We start from the raw sequence: 17,442 nt of genomic DNA, 5'->3' as shown, positions 1-17,442 counted from the left end.
ACCATGAAAAAAACACTTCTATCACTAATCCTGCTGGCTGTTTCGCTGCCGCTTTACGCCGCACCGGCATTGACGGCGGCGCAGGAGGCTCGGGTACAGGAGCTGGTTCAGGAAACGCTGCTCAATCATCCGGAAATTCTCACGGCGGTGGCGGAAAAGTTGGACCGTCAGGATGCGCAGGCCAATCAACAGCAGCTCGATAAGGTGATTGCTGACCACGCCGACTTCCTGTTTCGCGACCCGAATTCGCCGCGAATAGGCGCGAAAAACCCACGGCTAACGCTAGTGGTATTCACCGACTACAACTGTCCTTATTGCAAAAAGCTCGACCCCTATTTGGAAAAGATTGTCGCTAAATATCCCGATGTGGCGGTTATCTTTAAATTCCTGCCGTACCGCGCGGAAAGCTCGGTCACTGCCGCTCGCGACGCGCTGACCGTATGGCGGGAAAAACCGCAGCAATTTCTGCACTTTAACGAGGTGCTGATGGCGAAAAAAGGCTACCACGACGACGCCAGTATTGTGGCGGCGAAGAAGAAAGCCGCCGTGGTGGTAGATACCCCGGACAACCAAAGCTTGGAAACGCTCAAGAAAAGCCTCTCTTTGGCGGAGCAACTGGGCATTCAGGGCACGCCCGCGACGCTGATCGGCAACGAATTGCTGGCAGGCTGGGTACCCTTCGAACAGTTTGATGCTATGGTCAGCGATGCGCTGAAAAAACGCTGAGCAGTTAAGGATGATGGGAAGCGGTAGGCCGGATAAGGCGTTTACGCCGCCATCCGGCAATGGGTGCCGGATGGCGCTTTGCTTATCCGGCCTACGGCGATAATTCCCTTTTCTGAGCGGTATTCCCTCGTATAAAAGGAACAATGATGAAACGTATTATATTGACCGCATTAATGTTGGCTCCGGTCGTGGCCTACGCGCAGGACGCCGTACCCGATATCGTCAAGCGCTTTAGCGAACAGCAAAATATTACTCACCTGAAAGCCGTCGACGCCCCCGGCGGCCTAAAAAGCTGGGTTGGGCAGTATCAGGACATCGGGGTGAATCTGTTTTTGACCCCTGACGGGCAGCATGTCATCTCCGGCTATCTGTATGATGCACCGGGAAAAAATCTCAGCGAAGGCTATTTCAAAGAGCAAATCTATATTCCGCTTGGCCGGGAAATGTGGAAGACCTTAAATGAGGCGAAGGCGCTAAAAGAGGGACCGGATACCGCGCAGAGAAAGGTGTTTGTCTTTGCAGACCCGTTCTGCCCTTACTGCAAGGCGTTCTGGTCTGCGGCCCAACCGTGGGTTGCCGCCGGAAAGGTGCAGCTCAATACGCTGATGGTGGCGTTTTTGAATCCGCAAAGCGGGCGCTACGCGACGGCAATCCTAAACGCACCCGATCCGGTTGCGGCCTGGCGTGATTACGAATTGTCAGGAGGCAAAAAGCTGCCTCGTTTTGATGGGGTGACGCCGAAAGCAACTTTTAATCTGTTGCAGCACCATCAAAAGCTGATGGATGACTTAGGCGCCAATGCGACCCCGGCAATTTACTACATGAATGCTAACAATGAGCTTTCGCAGGTGCTCGGTATGCCGGATGAAAAACAGCTGGTAGAGATGTTCGGCCCGCGCCCTTAAACGGGCGTATCAGGATAGGGTGGCGGCTGCTTGCGGGCCGCTATCCTTTAGGCCGTCAGGTTGAGGATTTGCCACGCAGCTTATTGACCACCGGTGTTAGCACCATGACCAGCGTAACGAAGGTGAACAGCAATATTGCTGAAAGCCATTTATGGTTATTGATGTTGTTTAATATTGTCGGCAACGTCAAATGAATATCCTTGCGAATAGCGGCAGCGCTGTAAATGCACCCTGATAAATAGGAGGTGCATAAAATGCTATTTATGTGTAAAGAGGATCTTGACTAAAATCAATATAATCGGACGGATGGCGCAACGTATTAAAAAATGATGTGCATCAATTTACGCTAAATATAATATTTTGGGTGTTTTGTTATTATTCCATGAGGTGTTTAAGGGGTGATAATACCGGGGTAAATAATAACGTAAAAACCATTATAACTGCGCACTGGAAATGCGAATTATATTATCCAGAGGATAGGGCGTAGGAGTACAGACGGCGATACTTAGCCCGTCGGTCTGTAAGTCGGTGACGAAATACCCCGCATTGCGGGTGCTGTCCACGCTTGCCATCTGCCAGACGCTGCCGCCGCGCTGTTTCACGATAGCTTCTTTACGCGTCCAGATTCGCCAGAAAGCGGCAAGCTGCTGCTCGGGCGCTTCAAGCGTTATCTGTTCCCGCTCGGCGGGGCAAAACAGCGACTCGGCCAGCGCCGGCCAGTTTTTTCGTGCCCGAAGCACTTCAATGTCGCAGCCCACTTCACCTTCATCGCTAAGCAGCAGCGCAATATCATCACCGCTGTGGCTCAGGTTGAACCACAGCGACGAGGCCACGGCGAACGCCGGTTTACCGCGCTCGGCGTAGCTTATCTCCGGTAGCGGCGAAACGGCCCGGCAAAGTAGAACCCGACCGGCCAGCCAGCTTGCACGTGTCGGCCCGTTGGGTGCGCGGGCGATGACGTTGGCAGGTAGCTCACCGTGGCTTAATTGCGACACTTTGCCCAGCCAAAAGCGGTACATCTTAGGGCCAGCGCCGAATAATGATCGAGGTGTTAATTCCACCGAAGGCAAAGTTGTTACTTTGCAGAAATTCGCAGTCGATCCGGCGGGCCTCGCCCATGATGTAATCCAGTTCGCCGCATTGGGCATCGGGATTGCGCAAATTAAGCGTCGGCGCAAACCAGCCTTCGCGCATCATTTGCAGGCTCATCCACGCCTCCAGCGCACCGCAGGCTCCCAAGGTGTGACCAAAATAGCTTTTCAGTGACGATATCGGCACGTTTTCGCCATAAATCGCCGCCGTTGCCTGACTCTCAGCAATATCGCCGCGATCGGTTGCTGTACCGTGAGCGGAAATATAGCCGATATCCCGAGCGCCTAAGCCCGCCATTTTCAGCGACTTTTCCATGCAAATTTGCATGGTTTCACGCTGCGGCTGAGTAATATGCGCGGCGTCACAGTTGGTGGCAAAGCCGATGATCTCGCCGTATATCGTCGCACCGCGTGCTTTGGCATGCTCCAGTTCTTCCAGAACAAGCGTCCCGGCACCTTCACCAATCACCAGACCGTCGCGCAGGGTGTCGAACGGGGAAGGGGTAGTTTTCGGCGCATCATTACGCTGGCTGGTGGCAAACAGGGTATCAAAAACCGCCGCTTCCGAAGGGCACAACTCTTCCGCGCCGCCGGCGACCATCACCGTTTGATAACCGTGACGAATGGCCTCCCAGGCGTAGCCAATCGCTTGGCTGCCGGAAGTGCAGGCGCTGGACGTCGGGATAACCCGCCCACGTAAACCAAAAAACAGCCCAGCATTGACGGCGGTGGTGTGTGGCATCATCTGCACATAGGTGGTGCCGGTAATGTTACGGGTGTGATGTTCGGTGAGCATGGTGGCGAATTCGCTCACCGAATCGGTGCTGCCGGTCGACGAACCGTAAGCAATGCCGGTTTCACCGTTGGTCAATACCGCCTCGCCGATTAGCCCAGCCTGTTCCAGCGCCAGTTCGGTGGCGCGGGTAGCGAGTTTTGACACCCGGCCCATCGCGCGAATACGTTTACGGGTGTAGTGTTCCGGCAGGGTGAAATCGTCAATCGGTGCGCCGAGTAGCGTTTGCAATCCGTCATAAACCTGCCATTCCGTCATGGTGCGCACCGTATTCTCATACGCTAACAGCCCAGCGGACACCTCCTGCCAGCTGTGACCAAACGCGGTCACGCCGCCCATGCCAGTAATCACCACGCGTCGTGTCATAACATCCCTCCATTGATTGAAATCACCTGGCGCGTGACGTAACCCGCAATATCCGACATCAAATAGCGGGCAAGGCCTGCAACCTCATCGGCCTGGCCCATGCGTTTCATTGGGATTATCGCCATCGCTTCTTTCAGTGCGGTTTCTTCCATGTCGAGCATTCCGGTGTCGATAAGCCCAGGCGCAATGCAGTTGACGGTAATTTTGCGCTTCGCCAGCTCTATCGCCAGCGCCTTAGTTGCGCCGATAATCCCGGCCTTGGCGGCGCTGTAGTTGACCTGCCCACGGTTACCCATCACCCCGGAAACGGAAGAGAGGGTAATGATGCGCCCTCCCTGACGGGCGCCGATCATCGGCATGACGCACGGCTTTATCACGTTGTAAAAACTGTCGAGATTGGTGTTTAGCACCTGATCCCAGTCATCGTCGCTAAGCGCCGGAAACGCCGCGTCACGGGCGATCCCCGCATTGCTGACCACGCCGTACCATGCGCCGTTTTCGGCAAGATCCTGCTCCAGCACTTCCCGACACTGTGTGCGGTCACAGACATCAAAACACAGTAAACGGCCCGCGCCGCCAGCGGCAGTGATTGCCTCCAGCGTTTGCTGTGCGCCTTGCGCATCGCGGTGGTAGTGGACGCCGACGACAAAGCCGTCTGCCGCCAGCGCCAAGGCGATAGCACGACCGATACCTTTACTGGCACCGGTCACCAAAACTGAACGATTCATGCGGACGTTCCTTGCTGAAATAAAGTATGAAGTTCTGCCGTTGTGGGCTGAAAGGTGTTGATTCGCCCGTGGGCGAGCACCGAATTATTCGCCTCAATAGTGCATTCAAAGCTGCCGAAGCGCGTATCTTGCATCAGCCGCGTGGCGCTGATGATGAGCGTGGAATCCGCCGGCAGGCGACCGGCCTCGCAGAGAAGTTCACGCGCGCTGAGCACCATGCCTAACGCAATATGTGTTTCGCCCCGCTGATGGCGGTGCCAGCCGGACCAGACGCCCACGGTCTGCGCCATCAGTTCCAGCGAAAACCAGCCGGGTAGGTCGCCAAGCGGGTCGAGAAACGGCGCCAGAACGCCGTGCGGCGTCACCGTGACGCGGCAGGTTGCTGACTCTTCACTCACATCGACCACCTCTTCAAGCAACAGCATCGGCGCGTCGTGCGGCAGATATTCGCCGGGCGGTAAATAGTGGCTCATGAAACTCTCCCGAGCAAAATGCTGGCGTTATTGCCGCCAAAGGCAAACGAATTGGACAGGATAACCGGACGCGCCAGTGCCTGCGGCGAGGTCAAAATGCCACACGGCATGAGGGTTTCGTCCCACGAAGAGTGGCTGAAATCCTGCGGCGGTAGCGGCAGATCACGCTGGAGAATGAGCATGCTGAGGGCCGCCTCGGTTATTCCCGCTGCCCCCAGCGTATGCCCGGTCAGATGCTTCGTTGAGCTGCACGGCACCGTCTCGCCAAACAGCGCGTTCACCACCGTGGACTCAATTTGGTCATTTAACGGTGTCGCGGTGCCGTGCAGATTAATATAGCCCACCTGTTGCGGGGTGAGTCCGGCGTCGCGTAGCGCCTGCTCGATGGCGCGGATAGCGCCTTCGCCCTGCGGATGCGGCGCGGAAATATGATAAGCGTCGCTCGACTCGCCAACGCCCAGTAGCGCAATAGGCTGAGGCTCTCGGGTCAGCAGCATTAGCGCGGCACCTTCGCCAATGGTAATGCCACAGCGATTGCGAGCAAACGGCTGGCATAGCACCGGCGAGAGCGACTCCAGGCTGTGAAAACCGTTTATCGGCATCCGGCTTAGGGTATCGGCCCCGCCGACAATCGCCACGTCGGCAAGCCCGGCTTCAATCAACCGCCGCCCGCTGATGATGGCTCGGGCGCTGGAAGAACAGGCGGTGGAAAGCGTAAACGCCGGGCCTTCTAGCGACAGCCAGCGGCTGAGAAAACGCGACGGGTCGCCAAGTTCCTGTTGCGCATAGTGCCAGTTGGCGCTTTCTCGCCCGTGTAACGTCAAATCAACGTGTCTGTCGCCTTCATCGAGCCCGGACGTGCTGGTGCCGAGAACCACCGCCACCCGATCGCGGCCAAAACGGGCGATGGCCTCATCAACCTGCGGTTGGATCTGCGCCAGCGCCGCCAGCAATAGCTGGTTGTTACGCGAACGATGGGCGCTAAACGCTGCGGGAATTGCCGGCAACGTGGCATCAACTCCGGCGAAAACTGCCTGCGGTTGCCCCTGAAGCCAGCCTTCGCGTACGCGCATGCCGGGGGCTACACCTCGCGTCAGATTGGCGGCGATTTCGTCCGCATCGTTGCCCAGCGCATTAATCAAGCCGACGGCAGAAATTGCGATCATCTCAGTCACCCAGATATTGAATGGTGATGTGGTATTTAAAGGCCAACTGCGCGATGGCGATAGGCATGCGCTGACCGTGACGGTTCAGATAGGTGATGACGGTGACCCGCTCGCCGTGGGCATTGCGCAGTTCGCGTTTATCGCCGATATCGCTGAGCGTCCAGCCTTTGGGCAACTGCGGCTGCCAGGCGCTAATCGGCCAGTGGCTCAGCATGACGTCGGCGAGCACTTGGCTTGCAGGCGGTAACTGCGGCACCACGATCGACTGCTCGCTGTGCAAACCTTTGTCGTCATAGGTCAGGAGAAACAGACGGATACCGACCGACGACAACCCGGCGAGGGTCACTTTTTTCTCGTCAGCGTTGAGTATCACCAGCAGCGACTGGCTGCTGCCGTTGAAACTGCCGGTTAGCAGCTGTTGCGCGCTGAGCGGTGTAGAAATTCCCGGCGGCGGTAAGGTCACGCGGGTGCCCGGCTCCAGCCACGCCTGCGGGCGTGCGCTGTTTTGCGGCTGCGGATGGCTACAGGCCGCCAGCAGCAGGGCAGAGAGCACAATAACGGCCTTCAATCGGCGCAGTATCGGTTTAATCATGGCGTTTTTTTCTCTTTTTACCGGGCATCGCCAGCGGCGAAAGCAAGAAGGCGGTGAAAATGCCGCTCACCAGCACGATACCAAAACTGCTGATGGCCTGGGTGGCGCTGAATACCAGCATTCCGAGGGTCAGCAGGGTAGTCAGCATCGCCAGCGTGATAGCCAGCAATGAGGTCAGCGGCGTGCCGCGCGGGTTGCTGAAAAACAGCGTGTAGTTAATACCTATCCCCAGTACCAGCACTAGCGCCAGCAGTGAAAACAGGTTGACCGGATGACCGCTGAACGCCAGCGTCGCCAGGCCACAACTAAGCGACAGCAGCGAAGGCAGCAGGCTTTTTAGCCCATGACGCCAGCCAAGCCGAATTATTGCGCCGCAGGCAATCACCGCCAGCGCTACGGCCAGTAGCCCGGTCAGCAGATGACGATATAGGTTGAACAGCGTGTCGAAACTGCTTTTCCGGTCCACCCATGCGACACCTTCAGTACCACGCTGGCTCAGCTTGCCCAGCGCCGCGCTGTCTTTCACTCCGCTCACCGGCAGCAGAACGGCGCTTTCACCATTCGGCTGCGTCAGCCACATCAGCCGCCAGCCCTCGCTTGCCGGGCTGGCGAGCCAATCCTCTACCGTCACCGGCATGGCGCTGAGATCGGGGTTAACCTCCGTCACGCCCGCGCCGTTCAACGCGCGGGTCACAGCGGGCAGCGCGTCTTTCAATAAGGCCACATCCTGCTGCTGGCGGGTGAGCGAGTTCAGCGGAATGGTGCGATAACCGTCGAGTAATCCATCGCTCTTGGCCTGCTCCAGCGTGGCGGTAAATGCCTCCATCCGCTCTAGCGTTTGCTGCGGCGAACGGCCGTATACCACAAACCATTTCTGATCGACGCTCTGTCCGGTCAGGGCGGTGATGGTTTTTTCCTGCGCCAGAATGTCCTGCGGTAGCGCCTGAAGCTGGGAGATATCATCGTTCACCGTAAGCTGGGTTATCCCCGCCAGCGAGTAGAGAGCCAACACCACCGGCAGGCCGACCAACAGCTTTTTATGGCGTCGCCATCCCGCCAGCCAGCGCAGCATCAGCCCCATTGCTGGCACCGGGCGCACCGGCAATCCCCGACATAACCACGGGTGCCAGAAAATCACCGTCAGGCAGGACGCGCTCAGACCCACCGCGGCAAATAACGCCATTTGACGAATGCTCGGGAAGGGGGCGAGCATCAGCAGCAGATAGGCGATGACGGTGGTCAACAGCGCCAAAAGCAGCGCATTACGCACCTTAGCAAGGCTTTGCCACGGTGAAACATCGTGACCGTGCACCATTCGTTCGGTCAGGTAGTAGAGCGTGTAGTCGGCGGAAATACCGATAATGCTCATGCTCATCACCAGCGTCATCAGGTGCAATTCGCCGAAAATCATCAGCGTCGTCACCGTTCCCGCCAGCGCGCCCATACCAATAGACAGCAGGCACAGCAGTAGCGGCCGCAGTGAGCGAAACACGGCGACGATCAGCAGCAACACGCCCAGCACCGTCACCACGCCGAGGGTGGTGATATCCTTTTGCGCCTGCTGGCTGGCGTAGTCGCTGTAAAACGCCGTGCCGCGTGACAGCACCTGCGCCTGCGGATAGCGGGCCTTCAGCGCATTTTCCTGGTCGCCGAGCAGGGTCACCAGCCGGTGGGTTTGCTGCATATCAAACGAGGAACCGGCCAGCTCGCCGTGGAGTAAATACCAATAGTTGCCTTGTGCGTCTTGGGTGACCAACCAGCCGTCCATCAATCTCAGCCGCTGGCCGTTTTTGGCCATCGCCAACTGCTCTGCGCGCGTTAACATCAGTGGATCGTTTTGCAGCTCTTTACCGCTGACGCCGGAGAACGCCGAGTAAAGCTGGGCGAGCACCCACTGGGCCTGCGCCTCGCCGCCGTGCTGCAAGCGGGCGCGGGTGTCGCTATCGATAAGGCCATTACGGTGATGCCAGAAGAACGTTCCCCACGCCTGCTGGCTGGCGGCATCCATCGGCCCCTTTACATCGGCGAGCAGAGTGGAGGCCGAAAGCTGTGCCAGCCACTTTTGGGCGACAGCCGGGTCGGCTTTTTTTCCAGGGCTGACCAGCCACACCAATTGCCGGTCGAGGCGCTGCATAAAGCCGTCGTTAAGGGCCGGTGGAATGGCTCCCAGCGTCTGTTTTGGCAGCATCGCCAGCACGCTGCTGTTAAGGCGCGCCTGCGGCAGCAGCGTGAGCAGCATACCCAGCAAGAGTAGGCCGACGACTGCCCACAGCAGTGCCGGGCGTTTACTTGGCGGCAAAGCGTTGGCGTTCGTCATCGGTCAGCTGTGCGGGGGTTAATTGGTGTTGGGAGAGGGCAATATCGGTGCTGTCGCCTTGTTTGTCGTTAAGCTTGATGGATTCAAGATAGGTCTTGCCGCCCAAATCGATGGTGGCAAAAATCTTATCCAGCGGCGTAGTGATGGGCGTCAGACGCAGTGTCCAGCGGCCATCGCCAAGGTCGGCAAATTCGACGCGGAAGTTTTCTTCCAGCACCTTACGGTCAGCCTGAAACAGCGCGCGCAGCAGATGGTTAAATTGGAACATCTGCGGATTGTTCTCAGCGGTGATGGTCTGCGGCGGCTGGCCGTTAATGGACTGCACCATCCGCTTATCGTCCAGCAGCAGCTGCATCGGGAACGGCGAGGTTTGATCCCACAGCAGCCCTTGGTCGCGGGCAATTAGCATCTGGCCTGCGGAACGCAAAGGCTGCGGCATATCTTTAATCGTCCGGGTTTGCGTGAAGTGCGCCCGTACCACCGGCTGTTCGGTGAAGCGCTGCTGGAGGGTATCCAGCGTCAGGGCGTTAACCAAAGGGCTGATAAGCAGCATCAGCAGCGGCAGGAATTTCATGGCGTGACTCCCATCCGTTCAAAAAGCACCGCCGGACTGACGAAGCACAGCTCGCGGCTTTGTTCCTCCACCGCCACCTGGATGGTGTAACCGCTGGTGGTGCGCTGGCCGCTTTCGGCATCAAAAATGTCATAGGCGATGCGCAAACGGTTTTCATACTCTTCAACCCGCGCACGCACGCGGATACGCTGTTCAAAGGTAAGGGCATGACGGTACTTCACGCGGGTATCGACCACCGGCCACAGATAACCTGAAGCCTTCATCTGCCGATAGCCGTAGTCAAACTGGTTGAGCAGCGCTTCGCGGGCAATCTCGAAATAGCGGAAATAGTTGCCGTGCCACACCACGCCCATCATATCGATGTCGTGGAAAGCAATGGACAGCTCGACTTCAGCCGTAAAACGGGGATCGTTAAGCACCCTCTACTCCTTATCTTTGGGTTCTGGCAACTGCCAGAAATCGAAAAAGTTAAACCAGTCGAGCGGCGAGCGCAGGGCATAATGCTCGAGGCGCTGTGCGTAGCGGTCGACAGCCTGCTGTAGCGCCTGTTGCCTATCGGCGCGCGGCAACAGCAGCGGGTCGGAAAACGGTTCGCAGTGAACGTGCAGCTTGCCCTGCTCGCGGAGGGCAAACAGCAGATCCACCGGGCAGCGCAAGATTGACGCCAGAATGAATGGCCCCTGCGGGAAGGGGGCATCTTGGCCTAAAAATCGGCTCCAGCAAACGCGCCATCCACCGCCGCGCTGGGGATTAACCGCGACGCGATCGCCAACGATAGCAATCCACTCGCCGCGCTCGAGCTTCTCTTTGAGCAACATGGCGGTATCGGGGCCGATGTCGGTAACCGGCATCAGGTTGACCCCGGCCTGTGGCGCCATCTCTTGCATGATTTGCTTAAAGCGCCGGGCATTATCGCTGAACACCAGAGCGTTGATGGTTTTGCTGCCCTGCAATTGCGCCAGCGCTCGACACACTTCGACGTCGCCGAGATGGGACGCCAGCAGCAGCTTGCCGCGTGGGGACGCCACGTTGAGTGCCGCTTCAGCGCCGGGGGCAAAAACCACATCGCGGCCCCATTGCAGCTCGCCACGCCAGCCGGCGATTTTATCGAGCATCGCCTCACCAAAGCGCAGGAAGTGACGGTAGCTGGAGAGGTTCGCCGGTATCGGCATCTGGCGCTCGGTCAGCTGCGAACGAACGCGTTGCAGCCAGTTTTGCGACGCGCGGCGCGCGCGGGTGGCGCTGAGCCAGTACACGCCCACTACCGGATGCAGCAAACAGGTAAACGCCCGGCGGCCCAAGACGCGCCAGACCCACAGCATCAGCTGCATTCCCCAAAGTCCCTTGACCTCCTGCTGTTGCGCCCAGTGCGGTGTAGCCCGGCGAAACAGCAGCGAAGGTATACGCGGCAGCATGCCGAGAAACAGCCGGGTGTGCATCCAGGAGATGCGCAGATTGTCTTTTAAGGCATCGAAATGCGACAGCCCGTCCTGCGGATAGGTGACGCAGGTGGGGACAAAATGGCTGCTGTTGCCCTGCCAGTAAAGACGCACCATCACCTCGGTATCAAAATCCATCCGTTGACCGAGCGTGACCCTTGCAGCCAATGCCAACGTCGGCTCTACCGGGTAGACCCGAAAGCCGCACATGCTGTCTTTTAGCTGCAAGGACAGGGTTTCAATCCATACCCATACATGAGTGACCCAGCGTCCATACAGTCGCGAACGGGGAATGGAGTCGTCGTAAAGGGGTTGCCCTGAAATCAGCGCGTTCGGGTATTGCTTCGCCTTGGCGAGCAGTTTGGGCAGATCTTCAATAGCGTGCTGACCGTCGGCATCGACCTGTACGGCGTGGCTAAACCCGGCCTGCGCTGCCGCGTGTAAACCGCGGATCACGGCGGCCCCTTTACCGGCGTTTTGCGCTAGGCGAATCAGGGTTAAATTTGGCGTTTGTGCCGCAAGGCGTGAGAGCGTCTGCGCGGTAGAATCATCGCTGCCATCATCGACCACAATGCACGGCAGGCCGAACGGCTGTAAACGCGCGAGCACCCCCGCCATCATCGCGCCGTGGTTGTAGCAGGGGATAACTACGCAGGGGGCGAAGGCTAGCGACATAGCGAAATCTTGCCGCTGCTGGCGGCGTGCCGCGCATCACCGTCGTGGCGCTGGTAGCTAAAGGTCAGCAGTTGACGTGCCTCCTGCCAGTTTAGGCTGAGCGTCACAACGGCGCCCGGCAGCAGCGGCGATTGAAATTTGACGTTTTGCAGCGCGCGAAAGCGCCAGCCGGGGGCAACAAGGCTGGCGTAGTGCATCACCCAGTCAATCTGCGCCACGCCGGGCAACAGCGGCTGCACGGCAAAATGCCCACGAAACCAGGGGAGGGCAGGGTCGAGGCGCAGCGTCACCTCGAGCTGCTGTGGATGCAGTTGGCGGCGCTCAATTTCAGCGGGCTTCATCAAACAACTCCTGTAATTGCGCATCAACACGCTTGTTCATCCCATTGACCGGGATCTCATCGACCACCCGCCAATAGCGCGGAACCGCCACCGGCGTCAGCCAAGCGCGAAGCGCTTTGCGCCACGCCAGTATCTGCTTTTTGTTCCCGGAGGTACGGTGGCCTTCTTCCAGCACCAGCAGCGCGCCAATAGACTGACGCCCCCCGCGGTAAACCGGCACCGCCGCCGCTTCGCGAACCCCCGCAAGCGCCAACAAGCGGCGTTCGATTTCGCAAAGCGAGACGCGATTTTCTTCAATTTTGACGATTCGGTCGTGGCGTCCCAGTAGGTGAAAATCGCCGCTCTCCAGAAACTGCAGGTTATCGTCGAGACACAGACCGTTATTATCGGCAATGAGCGGGGAAAATATACGTGTTGCTGCATTTTCCTTGCGCAAAACCACGCCGGGGAACGGTTGCCATGCGGCATCGTTGTGTTGACAGCGTTTAGCGACAATCCCGGTTTCGGTGCTGCCGTAGATTTCATCCGGCCAGACCCGTAGCCCTGCGGCGGCCTGTGCTGCCAGCTGTTCGTTTAGCTCACCGCCCGCGCTGACCGTCACCGCGATGGGCGGCGGCGTAAGCTGATAGTCCAGTCGTTTTAAAAACGCGGGGCTGGTGATAAACGCATAGCGGTGGCGATGGCTTAACGCCGCAAGCTGCTCGGCAAAACCGATCACTCCCGCGTGCAGTGTTAAACCTAATGCCATAGGCAACACGATGCGAAATGTCAGGCCGTAGAGATGCTGATGGCTGACCGAGCCTACCACCCGACAATCGGTTAAACGTTCGGCAAAATGCCCGGCGAGCAACGCGGCTTCATCGTCGAGCTGTGCCAGCGTTTTCACTACCCGTTTGGGCGCGCCGGTTGAGCCGGAGGTATAAAGTTCAATGCTGGCATCGGGTGGGATCGTGGGGAAATGACCCGTTGCAACGGCGGTCATCGCCGAGGTCACGCGGTGCACCGGCCCCGTCCACTCCAGCGTGTCATCGCTTAGTATGCCGTCGAAAAGCGGCGGCTGTTCGGTGAATAGCGCGAGGTTGCGATGCCCCGGTAGCACCGGCGTCTTGCCGGCGTGCAGCGTGGCGAGCATCGCCACGATAAACAGATAGCTGTTGTCAAAGCACAGCGCCCAACGCGTGCCGCGATGCTGTTGCAAATAGGGCAGAAGCTGTGCGACGTCGTGACGCAGATGGCCCAGCGTCCAGACGTGGTCAGCAAGCCATGCAATAGGCGTGTCTGTCGGACGCGTTGGGGCAAGCCAATCAGCCAGTTTCTGCGTTGAGTTCATGGCTTTTCTCGTCTCCTGACCCGCTGGCGCACCAACCACTCGACGGCCATAAGGGTGCCCATCAGCAGATAGGCAATCATGCCGTTCCAAATGGTCCACAGTGACATATCGCCGTGCAGCGCGGTCAGCAGCGCTATTGTGCCGTTGATAATGAAAAACAGGCACCACACTTGGGTGACGCGGCGGGTATACCTGACGCCAGCAGGCGTGAGTTCCGGCTCGCGCAGGCGAGCGATGCGTTCAACAATTGGCATCGTTGACCATAGAGAACCGCCAAAGACGGCCAGCATGACGCCGTTCACCACCACCGGATAAAACAGCAGCAACTGGTGCGTTTTCAGTAGGTAGCTGGCAGCGCAGAGCACTATCGCCACAACGGCAATCCGCTGCATCACCACCGCCAGCGGCCCGGCCTGATGACGCATCTGCAATGCGCGAACTCCGAACACAACCACCATAAGCGGCAGCAGCCAGCGCAGGCCGTCATGCGCCAGCCCGAAGCCGATGAGTAACGGCCAGGCTAGCAACACTAATCCTGTCAACAAGGCGAAGAGAGGCCGCGAGCGGTTGCCCGACACGGTGAGTTATTCTTCTTTAAACAGACGTTCTACCGCATCCACCACATCCTGCACGGTGCGCACGGCTTTAAACTCTTCCGGCTTGATTTTATTACCGGTTTTTTTCTGTAGATGCACAATCATGTCGATGGCATCGATGCTGTCGAGCTCCAGATCTTCATACAGACGCGCCTCGGGGCGAATATCCTTAGGATCGAGTTCAAACAGCGTCACCAGCAGCGCGGAGACTTCGGTATAAATGGCGTTTTTATCGGTCATGCGCGCGCTCCGTCAATATAGGCGGCTAAGGTGGCGACGGAGAAGAAGTGCTGACGCATCTCTTCGCTCTCGGACGACAGCACGATGCCGTACTGATTTTTCACAGCCAGCCCCAGCTCCAGCGCATCGATGGAGTCCAGCCCCAAACCTTCGCCAAACAGCGGCGCATCGGTATCGATATCGTCGGCGGACAGTTCATCCAAATTCAATGTGGTGATGATGAGATTTTTTATTTCAAGATAGAGCGCTTGCATCGTTCATTCCTGTGCCAGGCGTACAGCCTGATTGTAATTGATGCAAAAGATGCCGGTTAAGCTGCCTTGCCGCCAGCGCCGGTTCTTGGGTACTTGCATCGTAAAATTGGTCAATCTTCACCCGCTCGCCTACCGTAACGGTAAAGCGAGGACGGGTTGGCGGCGCGTTGTACCACTTGCTCTGTTTACCCAGCATATGTTCGGTACAGCGAATAACCACCAGACGTAAATCGCTACCGCAGCGCACGGCAATATTCGCCGCACCGCGCTGTAGCGTCATTTTTTCCCCGGGAAGAGTACGGGTCCCTTCGGGAAAAATCAAAATCGTATCGCCCTGTTGTAGGCGCTGACGACAGGCGGGGAGCAAATCCTCCGCCCGTTCGTTAATCAAATAGTCCGCCGCGCGGATGACGCCGCTGAGAAACGGATTCTTTAACAGCGCGCCCTTCACCATGCAGTCGGTTTCCGGCATCACCGAGGCCAGCATCACATAATCAATCAGGCTGGGATGATTGGCTATCACCAGACATCCGTGCTCTTGGCGCAAAATGGCCTGTCCTTCAATACGATAATCAAGGACGCCGACGCTTTTCACCACCGCCAAAAATAGGCGGAAGCTGGCGGAAATGGAGCGTCTTGCCAGACGGCGACGGCGCTGTTTATTGCGCACGATGACCAGCAGCAGGTTGAACCACACCATCGAGAGTATCAGCCCGCCTAGGCCAAACAGCGCAAAGCAGACTCCGGTCATTGCTGCGCGCCATATCCGGTTTAGCCGTGAAAAAAGCCTGCTCACGCCCGGCTCCAGCGCCAGGCTAAGCGTTCACCGGCGAGGGTGAAGTTGGGCGAATCTTGTAAATAGTGCTGTAAAAATTGCAGGCTTTGCGGCAGGGCAACCTCTGCGCCATCGTGCGGCCGCGTCTCGCAGCGTAAATCGCCGCCGGCTTCAATCACCAGCGCCACGGCATAGGCCCAAGTGGGCATCTCCGGCGGCAGGTGCGGGTGATAAAACTCAGGCAGCGCGCCGTCGAAATCAACCATCAGCACGCGCTGATAACCGGCCTGCAGCAAGCAGATTACCTCGCACAGCCCCTGCTGGAACGTCTCGCTTCCGGCGGATAATGACGAAGAGACAATCGGCTTTTTTGCCGCAATGGTCAGATTGCCTACCGCTGAATTATGCACCGACAGGGCAAAATCCGTAGGGGACAGCGCCTGTTCCGTCGCCAGCGCGTGCAGGATGCGGTAGTTACGTTCCAGCTCACCGTGACGGCTGGTATAGAGCACGGCATCAATTTGATGACGGCGCAGCATCGCCATGCCGCATTCCACGGCCAGCTTGCTGCCGGAACTCAGACGGCGGGCAGTCATCATCGGTAGCTCGCAAAGTTTTGCCTGTGGGGCGTCTGGATGAATGGCGAACGGCTGCCGTGCCCATGATAGCCACTGTGCCGGGTCGCTTAATCCTGGGGCCATTGCCTGCCAGTCAATAACGTTAATTGCGAATTTCATTAATGTGTATGGGTCATCTACCGGTGAATATCATGGCGCTGTTCAATCTTAGAATATCGGCGCGATTTTAGCGGTAAATCGTCGGCAAACTATCGCCTGTTATCCGATATTTGCTGCACATCATACCGTGTTGTGGCAAAACAAGGGAATAAGGGTATTTACCGGGTCAGAATTTGACCCGGTAATAGTAGGAAATTACTGCGCGGGGGTGTAGCTCAGGATAACCTTATCATCCGGAATATCGGTGAAGCGGGTAATCAGCGTGTGGTAATCCGCCAACGGGTCGACATCCTTAAACTGCGTGGGGTAGAAAATCTTACTCAAGGTTTCAATGGCGATAATATTGTACGGATTATTGTAGAAATGATGATACAGCGCGCCCGTATGCCCAGCGACAACCGCCGGAATACTGCTGACACCTTGGCGGCCTAGCAGGGCGTTAAAGGCGTGGGTCACATCAGACTGCGCCACGTTATAGCCGAACGGGATAATGGCAGTGCCTTTGGTCGAACGCTTGGAACCGGTCATCAGGTAGTAGTCCGGGTTCATGGAGATTATCTTCTCCACCGACACGTTACCGGTCGCGCCCGGCAGCAGTTGCGAGCCGATATTCTCACCGCCTGCCGCTTCGACCAGCCCGCCCCAACCGTTATGCGCGTGGGTAAAGCAGCAGCCGTTATCCAACCCGGCCACTCCGGCAATTGGCTCGATAAACACCAGCGGTTTTTTCTTCACGTTTGCCAGACGCTGATGCAGCAAGTCCAGACGCTGCTGGTAGAAATCAAGATAGGCCTGCGCGCGGGCGCTTTGTCCCAGCACTTTGCCCAATAGCGCAATACTTGGGCGCGTGTTTTCAACCGGATGCAGCTCATAATCAACGAACACCACCGGCACATGCAGCGCCTCCAGCTTGGCCAGTACGCCGCTTTGGGTCAGCGACGGCTTGGCGCGTAGTTGGGCTATCATCAGATCCGGATGGCGCGAGAGAATGGTTTCTAAATCGACGTTGCCCTGATCGGAAAACTGCATGTCGAGGATCTTATCCGCCTCGGGCCACTTGCGTTTGAGGACGTCCCAGGTTTGGCTATCCTGCTTTTTCGGCAGGTTATTCCACGCCACCACTTTGGCGAATGGGTTCTCGCGCTCCAGCACAGCCAGTGTCAGTATGTCGCGTCCATCTTGCAAAATAATGCGCTGCGGCTCGTGCGCGATGGTGACCGCGCGGTTATCGAGATCGGTTACCGTCACCGGCCAATTCTGCGCCAACGCCAGCAGCGGCGAGAGCAGCAGGGCGGCGCCCAGTATTGCCTTTTTCATCGTCATA

Annotated in this window: 21 protein-coding genes; 3 read left to right on the top strand and 18 right to left on the bottom strand. The window is 57.8% G+C overall.

Annotation, left to right across the window (positions count from 1 at the left end; translation table 11 throughout):
• Positions 1-3 precede the first annotated feature (3 nt).
• The 3 genes from AB4K05_RS19515 to AB4K05_RS19505 all read left to right on the top strand — a co-directional run bounded on the left by AB4K05_RS19515 (position 4) and on the right by AB4K05_RS19505 (position 1,825).
• Entirely contained in the window at positions 4-726 is a 723-nt protein-coding gene (locus tag AB4K05_RS19515) for a DsbA family protein (protein WP_368481529.1), read from the top strand.
• A gap of 146 nt (positions 727-872) precedes the next feature.
• Positions 873-1,631, top strand: coding sequence for a thiol:disulfide interchange protein DsbG (dsbG, locus tag AB4K05_RS19510; RefSeq protein WP_368481528.1), 759 nt, complete (start codon positions 873-875; stop codon positions 1,629-1,631).
• 68 nt (positions 1,632-1,699) lie between these two features.
• Positions 1,700-1,825, top strand: a complete 126-nt coding sequence (locus AB4K05_RS19505) for a hypothetical protein (protein ID WP_368481527.1) — start codon at positions 1,700-1,702, stop codon at positions 1,823-1,825.
• Positions 1,826-2,065: 240 nt separating this feature from the next.
• Here the strand turns inward: AB4K05_RS19505 and acpT are convergent, their stop codons facing one another.
• The 18 genes from acpT to AB4K05_RS19415 all read right to left on the bottom strand — a co-directional run bounded on the left by acpT (position 2,066) and on the right by AB4K05_RS19415 (position 17,441).
• Positions 2,066-2,650 (bottom strand): 4'-phosphopantetheinyl transferase AcpT, encoded by a 585-nt coding sequence (gene acpT, locus AB4K05_RS19500; RefSeq protein ID WP_368481526.1) that lies wholly within the window; start codon positions 2,648-2,650, stop codon positions 2,066-2,068.
• A 1-nt stretch (position 2,651) separates the two neighbouring features.
• The gene (locus AB4K05_RS19495; RefSeq protein WP_368481525.1) at positions 2,652-3,881 is read right to left on the bottom strand and encodes a beta-ketoacyl-ACP synthase; all 1,230 of its coding nucleotides are present in this window, start codon (positions 3,879-3,881) and stop codon (positions 2,652-2,654) included.
• Entirely contained in the window at positions 3,878-4,609 is a 732-nt protein-coding gene (locus AB4K05_RS19490) for a 3-ketoacyl-ACP reductase FabG2 (RefSeq protein WP_368481524.1), read from the bottom strand. Before AB4K05_RS19490 ends, AB4K05_RS19495 begins: the two co-directional genes overlap by 4 nt.
• Positions 4,606-5,082, bottom strand: coding sequence for a 3-hydroxy-fatty acyl-ACP dehydratase (locus tag AB4K05_RS19485; RefSeq protein WP_368481523.1), 477 nt, complete (start codon positions 5,080-5,082; stop codon positions 4,606-4,608). Before AB4K05_RS19485 ends, AB4K05_RS19490 begins: the two co-directional genes overlap by 4 nt.
• Complete coding sequence (locus tag AB4K05_RS19480; protein WP_368481522.1) at positions 5,079-6,248, bottom strand: beta-ketoacyl-[acyl-carrier-protein] synthase family protein; 1,170 nt, start codon at positions 6,246-6,248, stop codon at positions 5,079-5,081. The genes AB4K05_RS19485 and AB4K05_RS19480 overlap by 4 nt, the downstream gene beginning before the upstream one ends.
• A gap of 1 nt (position 6,249) precedes the next feature.
• Positions 6,250-6,840, bottom strand: coding sequence for a DUF3261 domain-containing protein (locus AB4K05_RS19475; RefSeq protein ID WP_368481521.1), 591 nt, complete (start codon positions 6,838-6,840; stop codon positions 6,250-6,252).
• Positions 6,833-9,157, bottom strand: a complete 2,325-nt coding sequence (locus AB4K05_RS19470) for an MMPL family transporter (RefSeq protein WP_368481520.1) — start codon at positions 9,155-9,157, stop codon at positions 6,833-6,835. The genes AB4K05_RS19475 and AB4K05_RS19470 overlap by 8 nt, the downstream gene beginning before the upstream one ends.
• Positions 9,126-9,731, bottom strand: coding sequence for an outer membrane lipoprotein carrier protein LolA (locus AB4K05_RS19465; protein WP_368481519.1), 606 nt, complete (start codon positions 9,729-9,731; stop codon positions 9,126-9,128). Before AB4K05_RS19465 ends, AB4K05_RS19470 begins: the two co-directional genes overlap by 32 nt.
• Positions 9,728-10,150: an acyl-CoA thioesterase gene (locus AB4K05_RS19460; RefSeq protein WP_368481518.1), complete on the bottom strand. Its 423-nt coding sequence runs from the start codon at positions 10,148-10,150 to the stop codon at positions 9,728-9,730. Before AB4K05_RS19460 ends, AB4K05_RS19465 begins: the two co-directional genes overlap by 4 nt.
• A gap of 3 nt (positions 10,151-10,153) precedes the next feature.
• Entirely contained in the window at positions 10,154-11,845 is a 1,692-nt protein-coding gene (locus tag AB4K05_RS19455; RefSeq protein ID WP_368481517.1) for a glycosyltransferase, read from the bottom strand.
• Positions 11,836-12,186 carry a hydroxymyristoyl-ACP dehydratase gene (locus tag AB4K05_RS19450; RefSeq protein ID WP_368481516.1) on the bottom strand — a complete coding sequence of 117 codons (351 nt, stop codon included), beginning with the start codon at positions 12,184-12,186 and terminating at the stop codon, positions 11,836-11,838. Before AB4K05_RS19450 ends, AB4K05_RS19455 begins: the two co-directional genes overlap by 10 nt.
• Entirely contained in the window at positions 12,173-13,516 is a 1,344-nt protein-coding gene (locus AB4K05_RS19445) for an AMP-binding protein (RefSeq protein ID WP_368481515.1), read from the bottom strand. The genes AB4K05_RS19450 and AB4K05_RS19445 overlap by 14 nt, the downstream gene beginning before the upstream one ends.
• Complete coding sequence (locus AB4K05_RS19440) at positions 13,513-14,094, bottom strand: hypothetical protein (RefSeq protein WP_368481514.1); 582 nt, start codon at positions 14,092-14,094, stop codon at positions 13,513-13,515. The genes AB4K05_RS19445 and AB4K05_RS19440 overlap by 4 nt, the downstream gene beginning before the upstream one ends.
• A 6-nt stretch (positions 14,095-14,100) precedes the next feature.
• Positions 14,101-14,352: an acyl carrier protein gene (locus tag AB4K05_RS19435; protein ID WP_368481513.1), complete on the bottom strand. Its 252-nt coding sequence runs from the start codon at positions 14,350-14,352 to the stop codon at positions 14,101-14,103.
• Complete coding sequence (locus tag AB4K05_RS19430) at positions 14,349-14,606, bottom strand: phosphopantetheine-binding protein (RefSeq protein WP_368481512.1); 258 nt, start codon at positions 14,604-14,606, stop codon at positions 14,349-14,351. Before AB4K05_RS19430 ends, AB4K05_RS19435 begins: the two co-directional genes overlap by 4 nt.
• Entirely contained in the window at positions 14,587-15,420 is an 834-nt protein-coding gene (locus tag AB4K05_RS19425) for a lysophospholipid acyltransferase family protein (protein WP_368481622.1), read from the bottom strand. The genes AB4K05_RS19430 and AB4K05_RS19425 overlap by 20 nt, the downstream gene beginning before the upstream one ends.
• Positions 15,399-16,118, bottom strand: a complete 720-nt coding sequence (locus AB4K05_RS19420) for a beta-ketoacyl synthase chain length factor (protein WP_368481511.1) — start codon at positions 16,116-16,118, stop codon at positions 15,399-15,401. The genes AB4K05_RS19425 and AB4K05_RS19420 overlap by 22 nt, the downstream gene beginning before the upstream one ends.
• 195 nt (positions 16,119-16,313) lie before the next feature.
• The gene (locus tag AB4K05_RS19415) at positions 16,314-17,441 is read right to left on the bottom strand and encodes an ABC transporter substrate-binding protein (protein ID WP_368481510.1); all 1,128 of its coding nucleotides are present in this window, start codon (positions 17,439-17,441) and stop codon (positions 16,314-16,316) included.
• Between the last annotated feature and the right edge of the window lies 1 nt (position 17,442).

The sequence above is a fragment of the Kluyvera sp. STS39-E genome (assembly GCF_040932435.1).
Lineage (GTDB): Bacteria > Pseudomonadota > Gammaproteobacteria > Enterobacterales > Enterobacteriaceae > Kluyvera.
This window is presented reverse-complemented; position numbering and strand designations above follow the sequence as displayed.

Excerpts from the sequence above, each read along its gene's own strand:
- AB4K05_RS19515 (WP_368481529.1), top strand. The coding sequence starts at position 4 with ATGAAAAAAACACTTCTATCACTAATCCTGCTGGCTGTTTCGCTGCCG.
- dsbG (WP_368481528.1), top strand. The coding sequence starts at position 873 with ATGAAACGTATTATATTGACCGCATTAATGTTGGCTCCGGTCGTGGCC.
- acpT (WP_368481526.1), bottom strand. The coding sequence starts at position 2,650 with ATGTACCGCTTTTGGCTGGGCAAAGTGTCGCAATTAAGCCACGGTGAG.
- AB4K05_RS19495 (WP_368481525.1), bottom strand. The coding sequence starts at position 3,881 with ATGACACGACGCGTGGTGATTACTGGCATGGGCGGCGTGACCGCGTTT.
- AB4K05_RS19490 (WP_368481524.1), bottom strand. The coding sequence starts at position 4,609 with ATGAATCGTTCAGTTTTGGTGACCGGTGCCAGTAAAGGTATCGGTCGT.
- AB4K05_RS19485 (WP_368481523.1), bottom strand. The coding sequence starts at position 5,082 with ATGAGCCACTATTTACCGCCCGGCGAATATCTGCCGCACGACGCGCCG.
- AB4K05_RS19480 (WP_368481522.1), bottom strand. The coding sequence starts at position 6,248 with ATGATCGCAATTTCTGCCGTCGGCTTGATTAATGCGCTGGGCAACGAT.
- AB4K05_RS19475 (WP_368481521.1), bottom strand. The coding sequence starts at position 6,840 with ATGATTAAACCGATACTGCGCCGATTGAAGGCCGTTATTGTGCTCTCT.
- AB4K05_RS19470 (WP_368481520.1), bottom strand. The coding sequence starts at position 9,157 with ATGACGAACGCCAACGCTTTGCCGCCAAGTAAACGCCCGGCACTGCTG.
- AB4K05_RS19465 (WP_368481519.1), bottom strand. The coding sequence starts at position 9,731 with ATGAAATTCCTGCCGCTGCTGATGCTGCTTATCAGCCCTTTGGTTAAC.
- AB4K05_RS19455 (WP_368481517.1), bottom strand. The coding sequence starts at position 11,845 with ATGTCGCTAGCCTTCGCCCCCTGCGTAGTTATCCCCTGCTACAACCAC.
- AB4K05_RS19450 (WP_368481516.1), bottom strand. The coding sequence starts at position 12,186 with ATGAAGCCCGCTGAAATTGAGCGCCGCCAACTGCATCCACAGCAGCTC.
- AB4K05_RS19445 (WP_368481515.1), bottom strand. The coding sequence starts at position 13,516 with ATGAACTCAACGCAGAAACTGGCTGATTGGCTTGCCCCAACGCGTCCG.
- AB4K05_RS19435 (WP_368481513.1), bottom strand. The coding sequence starts at position 14,352 with ATGACCGATAAAAACGCCATTTATACCGAAGTCTCCGCGCTGCTGGTG.
- AB4K05_RS19430 (WP_368481512.1), bottom strand. The coding sequence starts at position 14,606 with ATGCAAGCGCTCTATCTTGAAATAAAAAATCTCATCATCACCACATTG.
- AB4K05_RS19420 (WP_368481511.1), bottom strand. The coding sequence starts at position 16,118 with ATGAAATTCGCAATTAACGTTATTGACTGGCAGGCAATGGCCCCAGGA.
- AB4K05_RS19415 (WP_368481510.1), bottom strand. The coding sequence starts at position 17,441 with ATGACGATGAAAAAGGCAATACTGGGCGCCGCCCTGCTGCTCTCGCCG.